Consider the following 16,881-nt stretch of genomic DNA (forward strand, 5'->3'; position numbering starts at 1 on the left):
AGTTGAACGATGGGTCAAATGAAGATTGTGTATTCTACGTGAATTTAATAGCATAGTGCCGAAATGTTTAAATTGGCGAGCCTGATATGTGGATTTTCAAGACACGTGCGATGCTGACTGCTGCTTTAATAAGCACGGCAATATTGTTACAAGCGTGTGGGAATGACAGTCAATCGACTGATAAGCCAGAAATTAAACCGGCACCTAAACTGACTAATGATGCGACGACTTATGCCAATGCCGCATGGCAACTGATCAATGAAGTGGATCCACTGGTCTATAATAAAGAAGTGGATCAGCTGGAAACACAGGTACGTCAACCGGCACGTAAATTGAGTACGGACTGGCGCATTAATGTCAAAATGACCGATTCGGTGACCGAAGGCAAATATGCCTTATGTCGTAAAGCCTTGACCAGTCTGGAAATATGGGCGCGGACGACCATGGAAAATGGTAACAGCCTGCAACAAAAACAGGCAGATTATGAGCGGGATAAACTGCAATGCCAGAATGCCATTGCCCATCCTGCACTCGGAAATACCGATCCTAAGCAAAAAGGTACTGCAATTGCCAATATGCAATAAACCTTTTATCCTTATAGATGTACCTATAAAAAGCCAGTCATTCAGACTGGCTTTTTAGCAAAATAAACTTTAAAAATAGGACATCCACGATATTATTGATATAGGTTTGATGATGCTTGCTATGATGAATTTCCATAGTCTTGCTATCGATATGAGGCTCTAGCGCATCATAAGCATAAGGCAGTGCAGGCAAGGTGTAGCTCATTGGCAGGATTCCTTGGTGAGAATGGAATTAGGTTATTTTTCATTAGATTTAAGATACGCTCTAATTCAATATTTTTATATGAGAATAGTTATCATTATTGTTGATATGTATTGATCTTATGCGCTTCTAGCAAGCCTGTTATACGTATGAATCCTCTTTTTATAAGCAATAAAAAAAGCCCCAAGAAGGGACTTTTTCAAACAGCAAATACTTAGACGTTAAAACGGAAGTGTAAAACATCGCCATCCTGAACGATGTAAGTTTTACCTTCTAGACGCCATTTACCTGCTTCTTTCGCACCGGCTTCGCCGTTGTACTGCACGAAATCATCATAAGCGATACATTCTGCACGGATAAAGCCTTTTTCAAAGTCGGTATGAATCACGCCTGCTGCCTGTGGTGCAGTTGCGCCAACTTTTACGGTCCAGGCACGAACTTCTTGCACGCCCGCGGTGAAGTAAGTTTGTAGGCCCAGTAATGAATAACCTGCACGAATTACGACGTTTAAACCCGGCTCTTCCATGCCCATTGCTTCAAGGAATTCAGCACGGTCTTCATCTTCAAGCAATGAAATTTCAGCTTCAATCTGGTTGCAAAGTGGAACTACAATCGCATTTTCTTCAGCGGCCAATTTTCTCACTGCATCTAAATGCGGGTTATTTTCAAAACCGTCTTCAGCAACGTTGGCAATATACATGGTTGGTTTAAGCGTCATTAAACCAAAGCCACGTACCAGTTTACGCTCGTCATCATCTAGGTCCGCTGCGCGTGCCGGTTTACCTTCATCCAGTAAAGGCTGGATTTTTTCCAGAACGGCTTTAGTCGCTAAAGCTTCTTTGTCGCCACCTTTGGCAGATTTTGTCAAACGCGTAATCGCTTTGGCTACAGCGTCCAAGTCTGCAAGCGCAAGTTCGGTATTAATCGTAGCGATGTCATCTAGTGGATCAATACGACCATTCACATGAATGACGTTTTCATCTTCAAAACAACGCACAACGTGAGCAATTGCATCAGTTTCACGAATGTTGGCCAAGAACTGGTTACCCAAGCCTTCACCCTTAGAAGCACCCGCTACCAGACCTGCGATGTCTACAAATTCCATAGAAGTCGGAATAACACGTTGTGGTTTAACAATTGCAGTCAATTTGTCTAAACGTGGATCAGGAACAGGTACAATCCCGGTGTTTGGTTCGATCGTACAGAAAGGGAAGTTTTCTGCAGCAATAGAAGCTTTGGTTAAGGCATTGAAAAGTGTAGATTTACCAACGTTCGGCAAGCCGACAATACCACAATTAAAACCCATGAAATAACTCACAAAAGCGTTATATAAAAATTGCCCCCGATTTTACATGAAAGCGCAGCTAAAGTCAGGTCATGCGCTTGCGGTTTATTGCAATCAAATGCTTCTGGCGACCTAAAATGATTCGCTGAGCTTTCCTGGATGTGTAGTGAGTTCACCAACCATAGAGGAATAATCAGCCAGTATTTTACTTTTGAATAAAAATCACATTGTTTTTCTAAAAGTGAGTGACTAAAGTATCTGAATAAAACAGCGGCCTACACGCCCTGATCCAATAACGATAAACATGGAGCATACATGCGAACTTTATACCAGTTTCCTTTATCTCACTTTTGCGAAAAAGCACGTTGGATGCTGGACCATAAAGAGCTGTATTATGTTGCTCACAATCTGATACCCGGGGTACACCGCGCTTTTGCTCGCCTGAAAACAGGACAGAATCGTCTGCCTATTTTGCGTGATCAGGACCGATGGATCGCAGATTCAACCCAGATTGCTTTATATCTGGATGATACTTATCCAGAACATCGTTTACTGCACGCAGAAGGATATTTTCGAAATAAAGCTTTAGAAATTAATGAAATTACTTTGGAATTGGGTCGTCATGTTCGTCGCTGGATGCTGTCTCAAGCGCTGACTTCTGATCATGAATCTCTGGATATTTTAATTGGTGAGCAGGGCTATCTGCGCCAGTTTGAAAAATTTTCTAAACCTTTATTGAAAGCGATGGTGGCCAAGGGTTATGCATTGAATGAGGAAACCGTGGCGGAATCTAAACAACACATCGATGTTGCGGTACAGCAGCTCAATCAGATGCTGGTCAGCCAAGGTGGGCATTATTTTGTCGGAAATCGTTTAGGTCTGGCGGATATTGCAGTCTGTTCCATGTTGGCACCGCTTCTGGCGATTCCAGGTACGCCGTGGGAAAAAGAAAACTTTGAAACCTTGTCCGAAGAATATCGCGACTATCAGCAGTATTTGAATGAGCTACCACTGGGTGAATATATTTGCCGTATTTACCGAACCGAACGTAATGCGCGGGTAGACTGGCGTGGTGTATAAGTTTAAATGCTACTCTCAGAATTAAAAAACGCGCATGAAGCGCGTTTTTTTGATGAGATTATGATTAACCCCAAGGATTAGGCTGGTCGATATCAATATGTTTAGTAAAATTATTGAGGAGTGAACCAAAATCAAATCCGGATGAAGAACCGCCACTGCCGATATTCTGAATTGTATCTTTAATGCCCGGCAGGAGAGCAGACAGATCAATATTGGAATCAGTCGTACCCACACCTTGGACAAGATCACCGAGGTCAGGCAATTCAATCGAAGAGCCAGTACCAACCAGCTGACCAACACCTTCGGCAATACTGCCTAGGTCAAAGCCGTTTGAAGCAGAGGAAATACTTTCGATCATACCACCCAGATCCAGATCGCTACCGAGATTGAGATTGCCTAATAACCCACCCAAGTCTATGCCATTTGAACCATTCGCAATCAGACCGCTCAGTAAGTCAGTGAAGCCACCGACATCAAAACCACCCGTTGCATTTCCGCCTACAAAGCCGCTAATTAAATTGGTAATAGCACCAAGATCAAAATCACTGCCTGCATTGCCACCGATTAAACCACCCACCAAGCCTGCAATTGCTCCAATATCTATATCACCTAAACCGCCAGAACCACCGATCAGACCACCGACCAATTCAGCAATTTGTGCGATATCAATCTCGCCATTACCACCAATCAGGTTGCTGACCAGACCTGCGATGGCACCAATGTCTACGTCACCTAAACCGCCAGACCCACCAATCAGACCACCAACGAGCTGAGTGATTTGTGCGATATCGATATCGCCATTACCGCCAATCAGCTTACCCACCAGACCTGCAATGGCACCGATATCAATATTGCTTGAACCACCAATTAAGCCACCAACCAGTTGAGCAATTTGCGCGATATCGATATCACCATTACCGCCAATCAGCTTGCCGACCAGACCTGTAATCGCACCAATATCAATATTACTTGAACCGCCGATCAGGCCACCGACCAGTTGAGAAATTTTACCAATATCAATATTGCCAGTGCTACCGCCCAATAAGCCGCCCACCAGTTTAGAAATAGCCCCAAGATCCAGATTGCTGCTATTGCTCCCCATTAAGCTCTTTAATAAGTTGGTGACTTGGGTAATATTAAAGCTACCACCATTGGATTGGGTTAAGCTACTGATCAGGCTTTGAATATTTAAACTTGAGGCATTCGAGCCAGAAAACTGAGTTAATAAATTGCTGAGATATGTCGTACTCAGGCTGCTTCCAGAAAGGAGATTATTTAATAATGAGCTGACTGAAGGTTGAGTATTGGATCCGGTGAGATTGCCAATAAGATTGGTGAGGGTACCTGATGTCGTTCCACCGAATAAGCCGCCCAATAAGCTCTTCGTTTGGGTTTCGATGGTTAAAACAGGACTCACTTTTGTTTTTATCAAGCTTAAAAGTTTAGAAGCCATGACCGTTCCTTGTGTAATATTTTTGAAATGCGCTATTTTTGTTTTTAAAGCGCCTTTGTTTTAATCTATTTTTATACACTTGTAAAAGATGGACGGTTAAGTCGTGTAGGGGCTGACAGGAATAGCCTATCTGTTGCCATGTTTACCCAATTTAAATAATTTAAAAATAAAGATTTAATGTAAAATACCATTGGTCATATTTTTAATTAATGCGATTAACGGTCATTTGATTCAGTATGAAAACCGTATTTATAAAATAAGATCCCATTTGGAAAAAAATTTCAGAATATGAAAATTTTGTGAAAAATAAATAAATATTGTATAACAGAGATGGCGCAAAATTTTCTGCATCTATTGATTATTGATATAAGAGTATAAAAATGGAACTGGATCGTTTCGATAAACATATTCTAGAAATATTGACCCATGAAGATGTCAATTTGAATGAACTGTCCGAACGGGTGAATTTATCTGTCAGTTCGGTCCATCGCAGGATTAAACATTTAATCGATCATAATATTATCAGTGGCTTAAAACGTGAAATCAATTACCAAAAATTAGGTTTCAGTCTGCATGTGCTGTTGCAGGTATCCTTAAGCAAACATGATAGCGATACTTTTGCCAAATTTCTGGAAGAACTGGAAAGTATTCCCGAAGTAATTAATGCCTTTTTGGTCACCGGTCAGTCGGCAGACTTTATTGTTGAAGTCGTGGCAAGAGATATGGAAAATTATAGTGAAATCCTGCTTAAGCGGATTGGAAAAATTGAGCATGTGGTGGCACTGCATTCCAGCTTTGTCATTAAAGAATATAATGTCTTTAACTGTAGCGGATTACTCAATAAAGTTTAATCAAAGCTAGGGTGGTCGACAGCCACAAAAAAACGCACCCTAAGGTGCGTTTTTTGAATCAGTGACAGTTAAGCATCAAGTTCTGCTAAAACAGCATCTGAGAATTCAACGTTGGTATATACGTTCTGTACATCATCCAGATCTTCAAGCATATCAATCATTTTCATGATTTTTTTCGCTTGATCGATGTCTGTGATTTCTGCTTTGGTTGAAGGACTCATCACCACTTCAGCATTGTCAGATTTTAAACCTGCAGCAGTTAAAGCATCTTGAACATCACCGAAAGCTTCAGGTGTAGTAATCACCAGGATTTCATCTTCAGTGACTTCGATGTCTTCCGCACCTGCTTCTAATGCCACTTCCATGATTTGATCTTCCAAAAGAAACATCTTCAAAAGTAATCTCGCCACGTTTCGTGAACAGGAATGCCACCGAACCGTTAGTGCCTAGGTTACCATCAGTTTTAGAGAAGCAATGACGTACGTCAGGCACAGTACGGTTCAAGTTGTCAGTCATGGTTTCAACAATAACCGCAACACCACCTACACCATAACCTTCGTAGGTCACTTCTTTCAGGTCGTCGTTATCTTCGCCACCAGCACCACGTTGAATGGCACGGTTGATCACGTCACGTGTCATATTCACTGATAATGCTTTTTCAACCACAGCACGTAGACGAGGGTTGCTTGCAGTATCTGGACCACCAAGCTTTGCAGCAGTGGTTAATTCACGAATGTATTTGGTAAAAACTTTACCACGACTCGCATCTTGTTTTGCTTTGCGATGCTTAATATTGGCCCACTTGGAATGACCTGCCATGCGAACTATGCTCCTTGTAGATTGGCTGTATGCCTATCAGAATGCCGAAATTCTACCATAAGCGTTTTTTTAAAAAAAAGTGCCTGGATTTGAGATTTCAGGATAAAAACAAAAAAAGTGCAATATCGAGGAAAAATAGAAAGAGGATAGGGAGATTTATAATTCTATTTATACATTTATATGGACAGATGACTTGGACATAAAAAGCAAAATCGCTGATTATGTCCGTGCTTTTCTTTTAAAAAGCTTACTCTGGTATAACGATATCCAGACCAACCTTATCTTTATACAGTTGTTTGATCAAAGCCAGGTCATGCGCAAGGTCTGTCGGATAGATCTTGCCAAGAATGCCACCTTGCTTGGTTCTGGAATTGGCGTATAACAACACGATCGGTACATTGGCAGCCTTGGCAATATGCCAGAAACCGGTACGGATCGGTTTGCGTGCTTCACCCTGTTTGGCTCGTGTCGCTTCGGGAGCAATGACCAGATTGAACTTTTCATTGTTCTGAAAATGTTCCACCATCTGGGTCACGATATCTTTACTGGCCTTGCGGTCAACCGGAATACCACCAACAGCGTTTAATAGCGGTTTGAAAGGTCCTTTAAATAATTCTTTTTTGATTAAGGTATGAACCTTGAGGTCGTAAATCTGGAACAGAGCAATTGACAGTACCGCATCCATCATTGAGGTATGTTCAAATCCAATAATAACCTGTTTATCTTCAAGCACATCTGGTTCGACATGATATTGCCAACCTGCAAGTTTAAATGCAGATTCGCCAAGGAATTTATTTAGCATAAGCACAGATAAGTAAAAGCTGTATGTAGAGAACTGCATAATTTCATCTTGTTCGCCCATACAGTCAATAGGCTTTCCAATAAAATCAGCGAATAATGTAAAAATCTATGATTTATTCATCTTTTTAAGCTGCAAGATTAAGAGTTAATATATATAAATAAAATAATATTAATATCTTAAAAATATTAGTAGATACAAAAAAAGTCTTAAAATGATGAAAAAATGACTATCCAGAGCACACTTTAGTTATTAGACTTTTGTCGAAGAAGAAGACTGATACAGGTCTTTTCTATTTTCTTATTCTTTCTACTCTGAGATTGAAAAGTATGACGTACATGACAGCCTTCGTAGTCTCCTTATTGATTTTTGCGCTTATAATTGTATGGTCTTTGATCGAAATTAAGCAGGATTTACTTACATAAAGACGAAGAAATGAAGTCTGAATTCTAGTCATTCTATCTTCTTGAGCTCAAGGCTATTCCTTTAACAGTGCTGCCTGAGCAATAAAGAATTTTAATACCTTATAGATATACTAAGACCTTAAATCTATCAGTTTTACCCTTAGTAGACCGGATTAAATTCAAGATGACAGGCTCATTTGTCTTAAATGATGCAGCATGTATCTCATTTTTCTATATGCCTCCTATACTGAAGTCTTAAGTAACTGAATTTTGACTAAGACAAGTCGCCCATGATTGCTGCCTAAATGTTCAAGCAGTTATAAAAGCACTTGTCTTTCCAAAAAATCTTAGCTAGTATTCATGACGCCTGAACTTATTGATAAATAAAGTTTTCAGCATATAGGGCCTATAGCTCAGTTGGTTAGAGCAGCGGACTCATAATCCGTTGGTCGACAGTTCAAGTCTGTCTGGGCCCACCAAATTTTATATTTATATAGCTTTATATAAGATCTAAACCCTTAATTCTAATAGAGTTAAGGGTTTTTTATTGCTTTGTTTAAACTTATATAACTTCGTATGGGAACACGCTCTGTGTATCCTTGTTTGTATCCTAAATTTAAAATATAACTCAGGGATACACCAAGGAAAAAATTACTGGAGATTCCATAAGTTATGAATGTTTTTGATGTTAATACTCACGATGATATTCGTCTAAGATCTGTATCGCAGAATACAAAGGTTCGCCGAAAAAAAAGTGTTGAAGAAATTTATAAAACACTTAAACCCAAAGCGAAAGAATATCGTGAGCCTACTGATATTCCAGGTTTGTATTGTAGGGTTAAACCGAATGGCAAAAAACATTGGCAATATCGATATAAGAATGATCAAGGAAAATGGGCATGGATAGGATTAGGTAGTTATCCATCTGTAAGTTATGCGCAAGCACGTGAAAAAGCAGAGGCCATGACGCTAGGTGAAATACTAATTCAAACACAGGTTGAGATTAAGAAAATTCAGCTTGAGGAGGAAAAGGCTTTATTCTCGCATCTTATTTATGAGTGGTTAGAGCGAAAAAAGCAGACTTGGGCTGCTGATACTTATAAAAAGGAAAAACAATCGGTTGAACGACATTTAATTCCTGTCTTTGGACATCGACCATATAAATCAATTACACCAGCAGAATGGTTGGAGTTTTTTACTAACAAGCAAATGAATGAAGGAATTTATAACAGAATTGAAAAGCTTATTTCATGTTGCTCAGGTGCTTATGGTTTAGCAAAATTTAAAAAAGGTATTTTATATAATCCATTGGAAGGGATTGGTGATTATTTAGCGAAAGGGGAATCTCAAAGTATGAAGCATGTAGCTATTCAACAGCTTCCAGAAATGATTTCATTAATTCGAAATTCCTCATCCAGACCGATTGCAATAGGCTTAGAACTTTTAATACATATGTTTCCTCGTCCAGGGGAATTGCGACAGGCGAAATGGGAGCAATTTGATTTTGATGAGGCGGTGTGGATACGTCCCTCAAATATAATGAAAAAAGGTATCGAACATGGGATTCCTTTGTCCAAGCATGTCATTAAATTATTGATGGAGCTAAAGAAAATTTCACCTGAAAGTGAATACTTATTCCCAAGTCGCGATAGCATTAATAAGCCAATTTCGAATTTAACATTTAATGCGGCATTGAATCGATTAGGTTATCGAGGAAAACAAAATCCACATGGATTTAGACATATTGCATCCTCCAATTTGAATAAACGCTATAGTGACAAATGGCAGGTGATCGAATCAGCATTGGCTCATTTAAAAACTGGGGTCAAGGGAGCATATGATAAAGAGGCACACTTGGAAGAACGATATGAAATCATGGAGTGGTGGAGTGGTTATATTGAGTCTTTACTTAAGTATTAATTTAAAAAAGTGGAGACTTTTGTGAGTTTTTGAACGGATGGGATTTGAATTGTTCATTTTTGCTAGGATGGTTTCTCTATTGTTAAATGAGGATCCTCAGTTGGATCATTTTAAAGCGCCTACATCACATACTCGTCGAAGTATTGTACGTACTGTTCAAAAAAATGATGATTTAGATATACCTGTTGGTTATCAGAATCTGAAGCCTCTTCGCTTAAAATACAATCAAGTTTGTGAGTTGCTTAATGTCACCCGAGATTGCTTGCGCAAAATTATCGAAAATGATCCTACTTTCCCAAGATTTTTGAAAGAAGGGGCTTCTCGCCAAGCAGCGGTCTATTTTGATACTGAAGAAATAGAAGAATGGTATAGAAATTACAAAACAAAATGTAGAGGTGAGAGATAATCAGAATTGTAATGACCATCTATGAAATAGATGGTGACTTTCTTCATAGCGAATACATTATGTATTTATAGCCATTATGCTGCTATGCAAAAAAACCACATTATGTGGTTTTTTAATTTCCAGAACTTTTATTTAATAACACATCTAATCATTCTGTTTAATGTTCTCATTCGTCAAAGATACAATGAATTTCTCAATCATTTTACGCTCCAACTCTGGTAGGTCCTGTAAAGCATTAGTAATAGGATCAATCGCTGAGGTACTCATTTTTTCACAGCGTCCCAAGATGTAATCGGATGATACATTAAGCACGACAATGAGCTTATAGAAATTTTCTAAAGAGGGTTTACGAGAGCCTGACTCAAAATGCGCAATCGAAGTTACGGGTATCCCCGTTTTTTCAGCAAGTTCTAGCTGTGTTAGCTTTCGTATCTTTCTAACTTCTTTCAATCGAATTTTAAATTCATTCGGGTCTAATTCAAGTGTCATTATTACCGCCAAATAGACAATAAAAACTTGACGTTTTGGTCATGTTTTTATATAAATATAGATATAGTTTAGATGTTAACTTGCGAAACGAGAAGCAACTAAATCATTACTTGATAAAAATTTAAATTAATAGAAGGTCAAATGATCATGATGGATTATTCTTCGAGTCGCGTTTTGACATCAATGCATCCAAGTATTCGGCATCTGAATATTCGCAATGTAGCTAAAATTGTGACGTCAAAAATTATTCTAAATACGGCGTTACAGCTACAATATAACCCTGATTTTTGTAGGCAGCTTGGCGTATCTACTTATCTAAATACGCATATCGGCTTGGCTTACTTTATTGATGCTCGCTATTTTGAGCATTATGGTTTGCAACCAAAACAGTTAATCAATTTTTCTGATGTTTATGAAAAATTGGTTCAAGATTTTTATGAGTTTTCCTGTTATCAACCAGATCAATTATGATCTGGCAACTGCGTACATAAAATCAGTAGAATCAACAGGCAGTAGCGAAAGATACCGAGTGATTTACCATTTTTCTGAGATATCAGCTCCAACTTAAAGGAGTTACTTAAACTGCTGTTCGTACGACAAGAAGGGAGTTTAGAATGTAGTCTTGCCATGAGCTTCTCCTGAGGAATGTCAGGTGATATCGCTTTATGCCAATATTTTTCTGGAAATAAAGAATAAATACCCCTTAAAAATCGATTTGCTAGTCTTACATCATTAGCATTAAAAATTAATCCTGCATGTGAAATATTGGCTTTCATTTCAAAAATATGTAGTGCATCTAATATATAGATATCATTACAACTATGCTGGTTAAGCTGTTTAAAAAAATATTCTAAAAGTTTTTTGTCTTCGGCAGTTTCAATGTGCGGAAGTACGCGCTCTGATTTTTCGGCATTAATGATGAAACGCGGACGATTTTTACGGTTTTTGAGTTGTTTGAGCCTAAGTATATTCTGTTGCCATGGCATCAGAGTCTCAATTGGAAAATCATATTGTTGTGAAAGAAGCTCTGGTGTATATGATTGATCTAAGGCTTTGAGGATTTTTATGACTAGAGAAAATGGATAACTAGATTTACTGGTTCCATAGAAAAAATTGCTATCTTCTGCTTGAACTAAATCCCCTTTAATCTTAGATGTGTTGATGTATTCATCAGGCATTGTTATAGGTTTTATTTTTATTGTTTGTACTATTTGTTCATCGTAATAGCTAAGTGCTATTTGCTGGTGTTTAGATGATTTTAAGCTTGGACAGATTTTTCGAATAACGGTTCGATCCAAACATGGGTCAAATTTTCTTAATTGATAACCTGCCATTATATAAGCTAGATGCAAATAGCTCCTAAAGGTTTCAGTAGGATCAATATGGCCCAATAAGTGGGCAAGTAGATACCAACAATTTTGAGGTGTTTGAGACGATAAGAGCTGACTACGAATCAAGTTGTAATGCCTAGGTGAATAGTCAGTGAAGACGTTTACAAACTCGTAGTCCATAGTCAAAATTATAGCTAGATTGTTCGTCGCACTATGTCGCAGTGAATGGAAGGTATAGCAATGATTTGGCAAAATTGAATCAAGTGTCTTTTGAAAAGGTGTGGTGACCATGTAGGGTCTAATACGTTCTGCACTATTCCACATCGTGAATAGGTATTGATTGGGGTTATAGGCTATACGGCGTGCCTTGCAGTATTTCTGAAATTGGAGATGCTCTTCTTCGCTAAGTAAAATTTGAACGTTGAGATTGCGCTCAGCACTATCCGTTTTAAGAAAATGCTGTTGATGCTTTGCACGATATGTACGTATCCAAATGGAACTTGCTTTGACACCTTCCACGTCCTTGATTCGCATGCCGAGTATTTCATTGATGCGCATGCCAGTACGAAAAGCTATCGTATATACGATACTCAGCATTTCTAAATCATGTGGGGTATAGCTTGAGTTTTTATATTGACTAAGCTGACTGAGTAGATGTTGAAAAGTTTTTCCTGAAATAATCTCAGCTTTGGGTGAGTGAATACGTAGTCCTTCAGTGCTGAGAGGGAACGATTCAGCGTTAAAGAGCATCTGTTGAAATTGATGGAATCGTTTTAAAAGATCGAATTTTTGTGATCTAGATTTACCTACGCCATTTAACATACGGCTATAAATCGTTTCTAAATGATCGTTGAGATTGAGCTCTTCTAGATAATCTGTACTGTGCAATAACCAAGTCTCTGCGAGTTTTGTGTAGTAGCTATATATTGAGCTATGACGAATTTTTTGCTGTTGAGCTATATGACGCGAGTACTTACTTTGATCGAGCTGATAAAGCTCGGCAATATATTCAATATCTTCTCGTGTAGGATGAAACAAGCTGTATAACCACAGCCCGAGCCTCTTCGCATTTTCTGGAAGATGAGCATGTTGGTTGAGTAAGCAATTTTTTAGATCTGTTACGGTCTGATCACTATTTCTAAAAAATTTTAAAATTTGTTTATGCAATGCAATCGATGAATCTAGAGAGTGATCTGTGCAGGATTTTTCTTCTTTTTCTGCGGGATTTAGCGTTTTAGGTAGAGGTTCTTCAGTTTGTTGTAAATCGAAATTGGATAACTGAGGTGTGAGATAACGTTTAAAAACACTTGGACTTAAACCGCAGGTCTCAATCTCTTCTGATAAGCAAAGACTTAGTGCTGGGCTTAAATCAACCCTATCTAGTTGCATCCATGAATGACTAGCCATCTGTAAGAATTGTTTGAATTGTTTTGGATTAAACGGAAGTGCTAATGCATTAAAAATACAATTGATATAAGTGTAACAATCGTGTTGGATATCTATTGCTTGTGTTTTAAACCTAGTAATCCATAGCAGTGTTAGCCGATCGGGTACAAAATTTCTAGATTTTTTTAAGGGACGTTTAGGGTCATATAAATCACCATAATGTGGTGATTGTGGTTCTAGAAAGATCAGAGGGATTTGTATTCTTGAGATCTGATCAATCGAACCTTGTTGTTTTAAATGTTCTAGCAAAGCTGTTAGGCTCGAAAGATTAGAGATCCCACCATAGAGAATTGCGCAGATCAGTATATTTCCAATGCTTTCATCTATGGTAAAGTCATCCGCCGTATACCAATATCTTAAAAGTTTTTCTTTGATCTGTGAGATGTATTTAGTTTGTTCTAGCCAAGTCTCATTGAATAGTAACGGCGTACGTTGAATAGAAACGAGATGCTTGGTGGGTAAAGGTAAATCAGTATGATAGGCACGATTAGATTGAATAATACGTTTACGGAACTGCTGATAAAATGCCTTTTTTAGAGAAAAACTACATTTTAGTTGGTCTAAGTGTTGGTTAACTTGGTCATAGACAGTAGTTATGCTTTCTGACTGCTGTGCTTGATGTAATTGCTCGAACGACAGAAACTCATCTATGATCGCTTGAATTTGTATACGCTCTTTAATTCGCTTTTGGTCTCTGTTGTTCGCACGGCGTTCATGGGCATACTTTGTTTGTTTAGGCATGTTCATACATTCCATCGATACTGTAAAAATTTTGCATCTCGTTAAGGTAATCAGCGAGGGCTCTATATTGTTGAAGAGACAGACTTGAGAATTTTTGGCCGATTTCTTGTTGGTTTTGCTCATGCCCAAACGTGGCTAAAATTAAATTTTCATCTGCTTTTTCGGTGAGATATGCACGAGCTGTATGCCTAAGCCAATTTGCGTGGTTGATCTCCATAACACGAGTAAATGAGCTTATAAGATGAGGGCTAAGCGCTTGCCATTCTCCATGTTGATAAACACTCAGCAGAGGCTTTTTACTGCTTAAAATTTCTTGAATGTGTGATTGATGCTCTGGATGAAGTTGTTGGAATTCACCTAAATAGCCAATAAATTGACGGACTTCTTGAACTGCAAAATCACATAATGGGATTAAGCGTCCATCTTCATTTCTTGTGTGAATTTCTTTGTCCGAAACCCAAAGCCATTTTTGTTTTAAATCAAAGTTTCGTAAGAAACCTGGGAATCCAATTACAGGTCGAGCAGCAGTGAATAGCAATAAAATGTGCCAAAGCCAAATATTGTAGTGATTGAACATCTCAAGCATTTGGTTTCTGTGTCGGGCTTGAATGATCTGATGTTGTAAGTAGGCAAATATAGCAGTCACTGTCGGGGCTTTGGGAGCTTTGCCGCTACCAAATCTTAATTGTTCATCATCAACGACATGAATTTCTTTTGCTAACGCATTTGAGAGTTGTTGTATTGTTGATTGATAACTTTGCTGTAAGCGGTAGATTGGATATGAGCAATATGAAATAGAAACCGATCGATTGGCATCAATACCCGTAAGTATGTCAGCGAGTTGCTCGTTCTTGGTATGTCTATAAATACAATGATGTAGTAAAACACTTATTTTTTTAGTTGATAAAGACGGAATAAACAGTTCGTGACGGCATTTTTTTAATGCTTGATTGACTTGCTCCTGGCTCACAACAGGAGATTTTTTTAGACCATCTACTAATTCTTTAATTAGTGGTAAGTCGAAGTAGGTCACTTGATTGAGTAACTGTTCTTTAAATTTAAAGTCAGTGTTCTCAAATAGCGTGAATTTTGAACGTAAAAAATATTGGTCGTTTTCTAAAATGAGCTTCTGTCGATTATTTAGGACACGGCGCTGATTTGTCTGTAACTCCAGCCATTGCTCAATCGGAACACCGCTTAAGAAACTGAGTAGAATAAAAAGATACGCTTTATTTTTTTCTGGATGATTCAAATAGACTTGATGGCAATGTTTTACAAGTAAGCTCAGGCTGTTGAAATCTGGATAATGCTTACTACAGCTAAAATTATGTTGTTGTCTAATGATATGCTGTTGTGTCAGTTTACTCACTTGATGTTGCAAATAACTCGATTGGCTTGCTAAAGGCGATACCTGCGCTGTATTGAGTGAGTATTGCTGATTTGGCTGTTCATCCTGTAATTCCTCATAAAAGAGAGCAGGATGCTGTTTCTGAGGCATGTCATATGGACAGTGTAAAATGGCGTTGTGTTCATCCAAATAAATTGGCTCATCGATGTGCTTGGGTGGTGCTGAGTAATGTTTCTTGGGTTTAAGTGCTAAGACATAATCATAGAATCGCCGTATATCAAGCAGTAATAGATACTGAAAACGATTGAGTTTAGAGTCGTTTTCTAATTCCCGTAAACTCTTCACGAAGTCAGCCAAGGTAATCTCATGGCTAGGCAATTGCTCCCATAACCACAAATATTCCTGCTGATACCGATTCAATTGTTTGCCTTGTTGCGATGCGGCATAAGCTTCGTTTGCTAATCTAAATCGATTAAACACTCTAATAATGGTGGTTTGGTGATCCTTTTCAGTCGGATTCGGAATTGCTTTAAGAATACATGCTGCATGTAAATTATGCACAGCCCATCGTTGTATAACAGGATATTCATGCTGATCTACTGAATAGAGATAGGCACAGATCGGATGTTTAGACACACTTGGGGGGAGAGGTAGTTTTGTTGGGAGTTCAAACTTAGAGTCTGCATCGAAGCTGACTGTTGTTTTCAATAAGGGTTTTAATTCAGGGATTAAGACTGTAGGTTTTAAGTGCTGTGCGATAGCATTTTGATAGTCCTGATCAAAAAATTCATGATCTAGCATTCGCTCAATGATGTTTTCAATTTTCATGGTCTAAACTCCAAAATTGTGATGCGCATGGTTGTACGCTCGTGAGTGCTTTACATTTATTTTTGAGTGCTTGAATTCGTAGGTCGTGAGTGCCGTTGATTTGCTTCTGGCGATAAAGTAGCTGATTACGACTGCAATCGATTAACTTAGCGAGTAGGTCTCGAGAAAGACTGCATCTGGGTTTGTCATAAAGCTTTTGATTCACATCGTAAATTGCTTGTTTCGATAGAGACTGATTTAAGTTATGAAGTAGCTTATCGGGATTAAGAGCCTGTGGATTGATCTTGAGCTCAGTCATCAACTTAAAGAGTGTGTTGCTGAGTTGATATTGAACCTGAATGAGGTCTACATCAGCTTCTACAATGCTTCGAGCTTTGATTCGAATATTTTGTTGTTGTGCTATATAAACAAGAAGAAAGTTATCTGTTGCGAATAACTCAGCTGGAGCAGGTGCAGTAGCAGATATTAGGCTCACGTCATGTTGAAAGTGTGTTGGCAGTTGCGAGGCATTTAAAATCTGAGCGTAGCTTTGGTAAATTTTGAACAGAGGCGGGTAAGGACGGATCATGACCTCCTTTGTATAAAACGGTCTTTTATTGGCTAGCTGAGAATTTGCTTTTGTAGGCTTCATTTATTCGCCCTCCTGATTTTTTTAACTTAGATCAAGAAGTACAAAAAACTTTTAATTTTTATAAAAAGATCAAGAAAGTGGTTATAAATGTGGGCGGTTTTTGATGAATTTGAGAGGCTCAAAGCGGGTGGGAAATAGGGTGTATTTGGAATTTTTATTTTAAGTTATTGATTTTATTTGATGTGAATGTGGCTGGTTTCTTCGTGTTTTGTATTATCTCTGTGGTAGTTTAAATATGGCCCAAGGTATTGATGATGCTTTAGT

The 16,881-nt window shown here is 38.5% G+C and carries 13 protein-coding genes, 1 tRNA gene and 2 pseudogenes; 7 read left to right on the forward strand and 9 right to left on the reverse strand.

The genetic code is table 11. From position 1 onward, the window contains the following. Window positions 1–86 precede the first annotated feature (86 nt). Entirely contained in the window at window positions 87–584 is a 498-nt protein-coding gene (locus ACO1B7_RS12450) for a hypothetical protein (protein ID WP_129717158.1), read from the forward strand. Window positions 585–675: 91 nt separating this feature from the next. Here ACO1B7_RS12450 and ACO1B7_RS12455 read toward each other — a convergent pair. Next, a pseudogene (locus ACO1B7_RS12455) lies at window positions 676–789 on the reverse strand (superoxide dismutase); the annotation flags it as partial. Window positions 790–1,000: 211 nt separating this feature from the next. Beyond that, window positions 1,001–2,092 (reverse strand): redox-regulated ATPase YchF, encoded by a 1,092-nt coding sequence (gene ychF / locus ACO1B7_RS12460; protein WP_129717160.1) that lies wholly within the window; start codon window positions 2,090–2,092, stop codon window positions 1,001–1,003. A 294-nt stretch (window positions 2,093–2,386) separates the two neighbouring features. On the opposite strand from ychF, the gene ACO1B7_RS12465 reads away from it, so the two are divergent. Next, a complete protein-coding gene (locus ACO1B7_RS12465; protein ID WP_004645522.1) occupies window positions 2,387–3,151 on the forward strand; it encodes a glutathione S-transferase family protein in 765 nt (254 codons plus the stop codon). Between the two features lie 64 nt (window positions 3,152–3,215). On the opposite strand, the gene ACO1B7_RS12470 is transcribed toward ACO1B7_RS12465, so the two are convergent. Then, window positions 3,216–4,604 carry a hypothetical protein gene (locus ACO1B7_RS12470; RefSeq protein ID WP_129717162.1) on the reverse strand — a complete coding sequence of 463 codons (1,389 nt, stop codon included), beginning with the start codon at window positions 4,602–4,604 and terminating at the stop codon, window positions 3,216–3,218. 380 nt (window positions 4,605–4,984) lie between these two features. Here ACO1B7_RS12470 and ACO1B7_RS12475 point away from each other — a divergent pair, with 380 nt between their 5' ends. Further along, window positions 4,985–5,455 (forward strand): Lrp/AsnC family transcriptional regulator, encoded by a 471-nt coding sequence (locus ACO1B7_RS12475; RefSeq protein WP_004645518.1) that lies wholly within the window; start codon window positions 4,985–4,987, stop codon window positions 5,453–5,455. A gap of 68 nt (window positions 5,456–5,523) precedes the next feature. On the opposite strand, the pseudogene ACO1B7_RS12480 reads toward ACO1B7_RS12475, so the two are convergent. Then, a pseudogene (locus ACO1B7_RS12480) lies at window positions 5,524–6,274 on the reverse strand (YebC/PmpR family DNA-binding transcriptional regulator). 247 nt (window positions 6,275–6,521) lie between these two features. Continuing rightward, a complete protein-coding gene (locus tag ACO1B7_RS12485) occupies window positions 6,522–7,076 on the reverse strand; it encodes a 1-acyl-sn-glycerol-3-phosphate acyltransferase (protein ID WP_026056524.1) in 555 nt (184 codons plus the stop codon). An 803-nt stretch (window positions 7,077–7,879) separates the two neighbouring features. On the opposite strand from ACO1B7_RS12485, the gene ACO1B7_RS12490 reads away from it, so the two are divergent. The 3 genes from ACO1B7_RS12490 (at window position 7,880) to ACO1B7_RS12500 (ending at window position 9,803) form a co-directional block, all read left to right on the forward strand. After that, window positions 7,880–7,956: transfer RNA gene (locus tag ACO1B7_RS12490), tRNA-Ile, on the forward strand. A gap of 193 nt (window positions 7,957–8,149) precedes the next feature. Next, window positions 8,150–9,397, forward strand: a complete 1,248-nt coding sequence (locus ACO1B7_RS12495) for a tyrosine-type recombinase/integrase (protein ID WP_129717164.1) — start codon at window positions 8,150–8,152, stop codon at window positions 9,395–9,397. Window positions 9,398–9,497: 100 nt separating this feature from the next. Continuing rightward, on the forward strand, window positions 9,498–9,803 hold the full coding sequence (locus ACO1B7_RS12500) for a helix-turn-helix transcriptional regulator (protein ID WP_228738653.1): 306 nt from the start codon (window positions 9,498–9,500) through the stop codon (window positions 9,801–9,803). A 144-nt stretch (window positions 9,804–9,947) separates the two neighbouring features. Here the strand turns inward: ACO1B7_RS12500 and ACO1B7_RS12505 are convergent, their stop codons facing one another. Beyond that, window positions 9,948–10,292 (reverse strand): helix-turn-helix domain-containing protein, encoded by a 345-nt coding sequence (locus tag ACO1B7_RS12505; protein WP_000171483.1) that lies wholly within the window; start codon window positions 10,290–10,292, stop codon window positions 9,948–9,950. A 147-nt stretch (window positions 10,293–10,439) separates the two neighbouring features. Here ACO1B7_RS12505 and ACO1B7_RS12510 point away from each other — a divergent pair, with 147 nt between their 5' ends. Next, entirely contained in the window at window positions 10,440–10,763 is a 324-nt protein-coding gene (locus ACO1B7_RS12510; protein ID WP_052431342.1) for a hypothetical protein, read from the forward strand. On the opposite strand, the gene ACO1B7_RS12515 is transcribed toward ACO1B7_RS12510, so the two are convergent. Genes ACO1B7_RS12515 through ACO1B7_RS12525 form a run of 3 tightly spaced genes read right to left on the reverse strand, consistent with a single transcriptional unit; the run spans window position 10,754 to window position 16,617 of the window. Then, a complete protein-coding gene (locus tag ACO1B7_RS12515) occupies window positions 10,754–13,810 on the reverse strand; it encodes a site-specific integrase (protein WP_044113118.1) in 3,057 nt (1,018 codons plus the stop codon). The two genes, ACO1B7_RS12510 and ACO1B7_RS12515, sit on opposite strands and share 10 nt — an antisense overlap. Then, entirely contained in the window at window positions 13,803–15,986 is a 2,184-nt protein-coding gene (locus ACO1B7_RS12520) for a hypothetical protein (protein WP_044113116.1), read from the reverse strand. The genes ACO1B7_RS12515 and ACO1B7_RS12520 overlap by 8 nt, the downstream gene beginning before the upstream one ends. Then, on the reverse strand, window positions 15,976–16,617 hold the full coding sequence (locus ACO1B7_RS12525; RefSeq protein ID WP_005265722.1) for a hypothetical protein: 642 nt from the start codon (window positions 16,615–16,617) through the stop codon (window positions 15,976–15,978). Before ACO1B7_RS12525 ends, ACO1B7_RS12520 begins: the two co-directional genes overlap by 11 nt. Window positions 16,618–16,881: the final 264 nt, after the last annotated feature.

It is taken from the genome of Acinetobacter lwoffii (assembly GCF_049367455.1).
GTDB classification, from domain to species: domain Bacteria; phylum Pseudomonadota; class Gammaproteobacteria; order Pseudomonadales; family Moraxellaceae; genus Acinetobacter; species Acinetobacter lwoffii_W.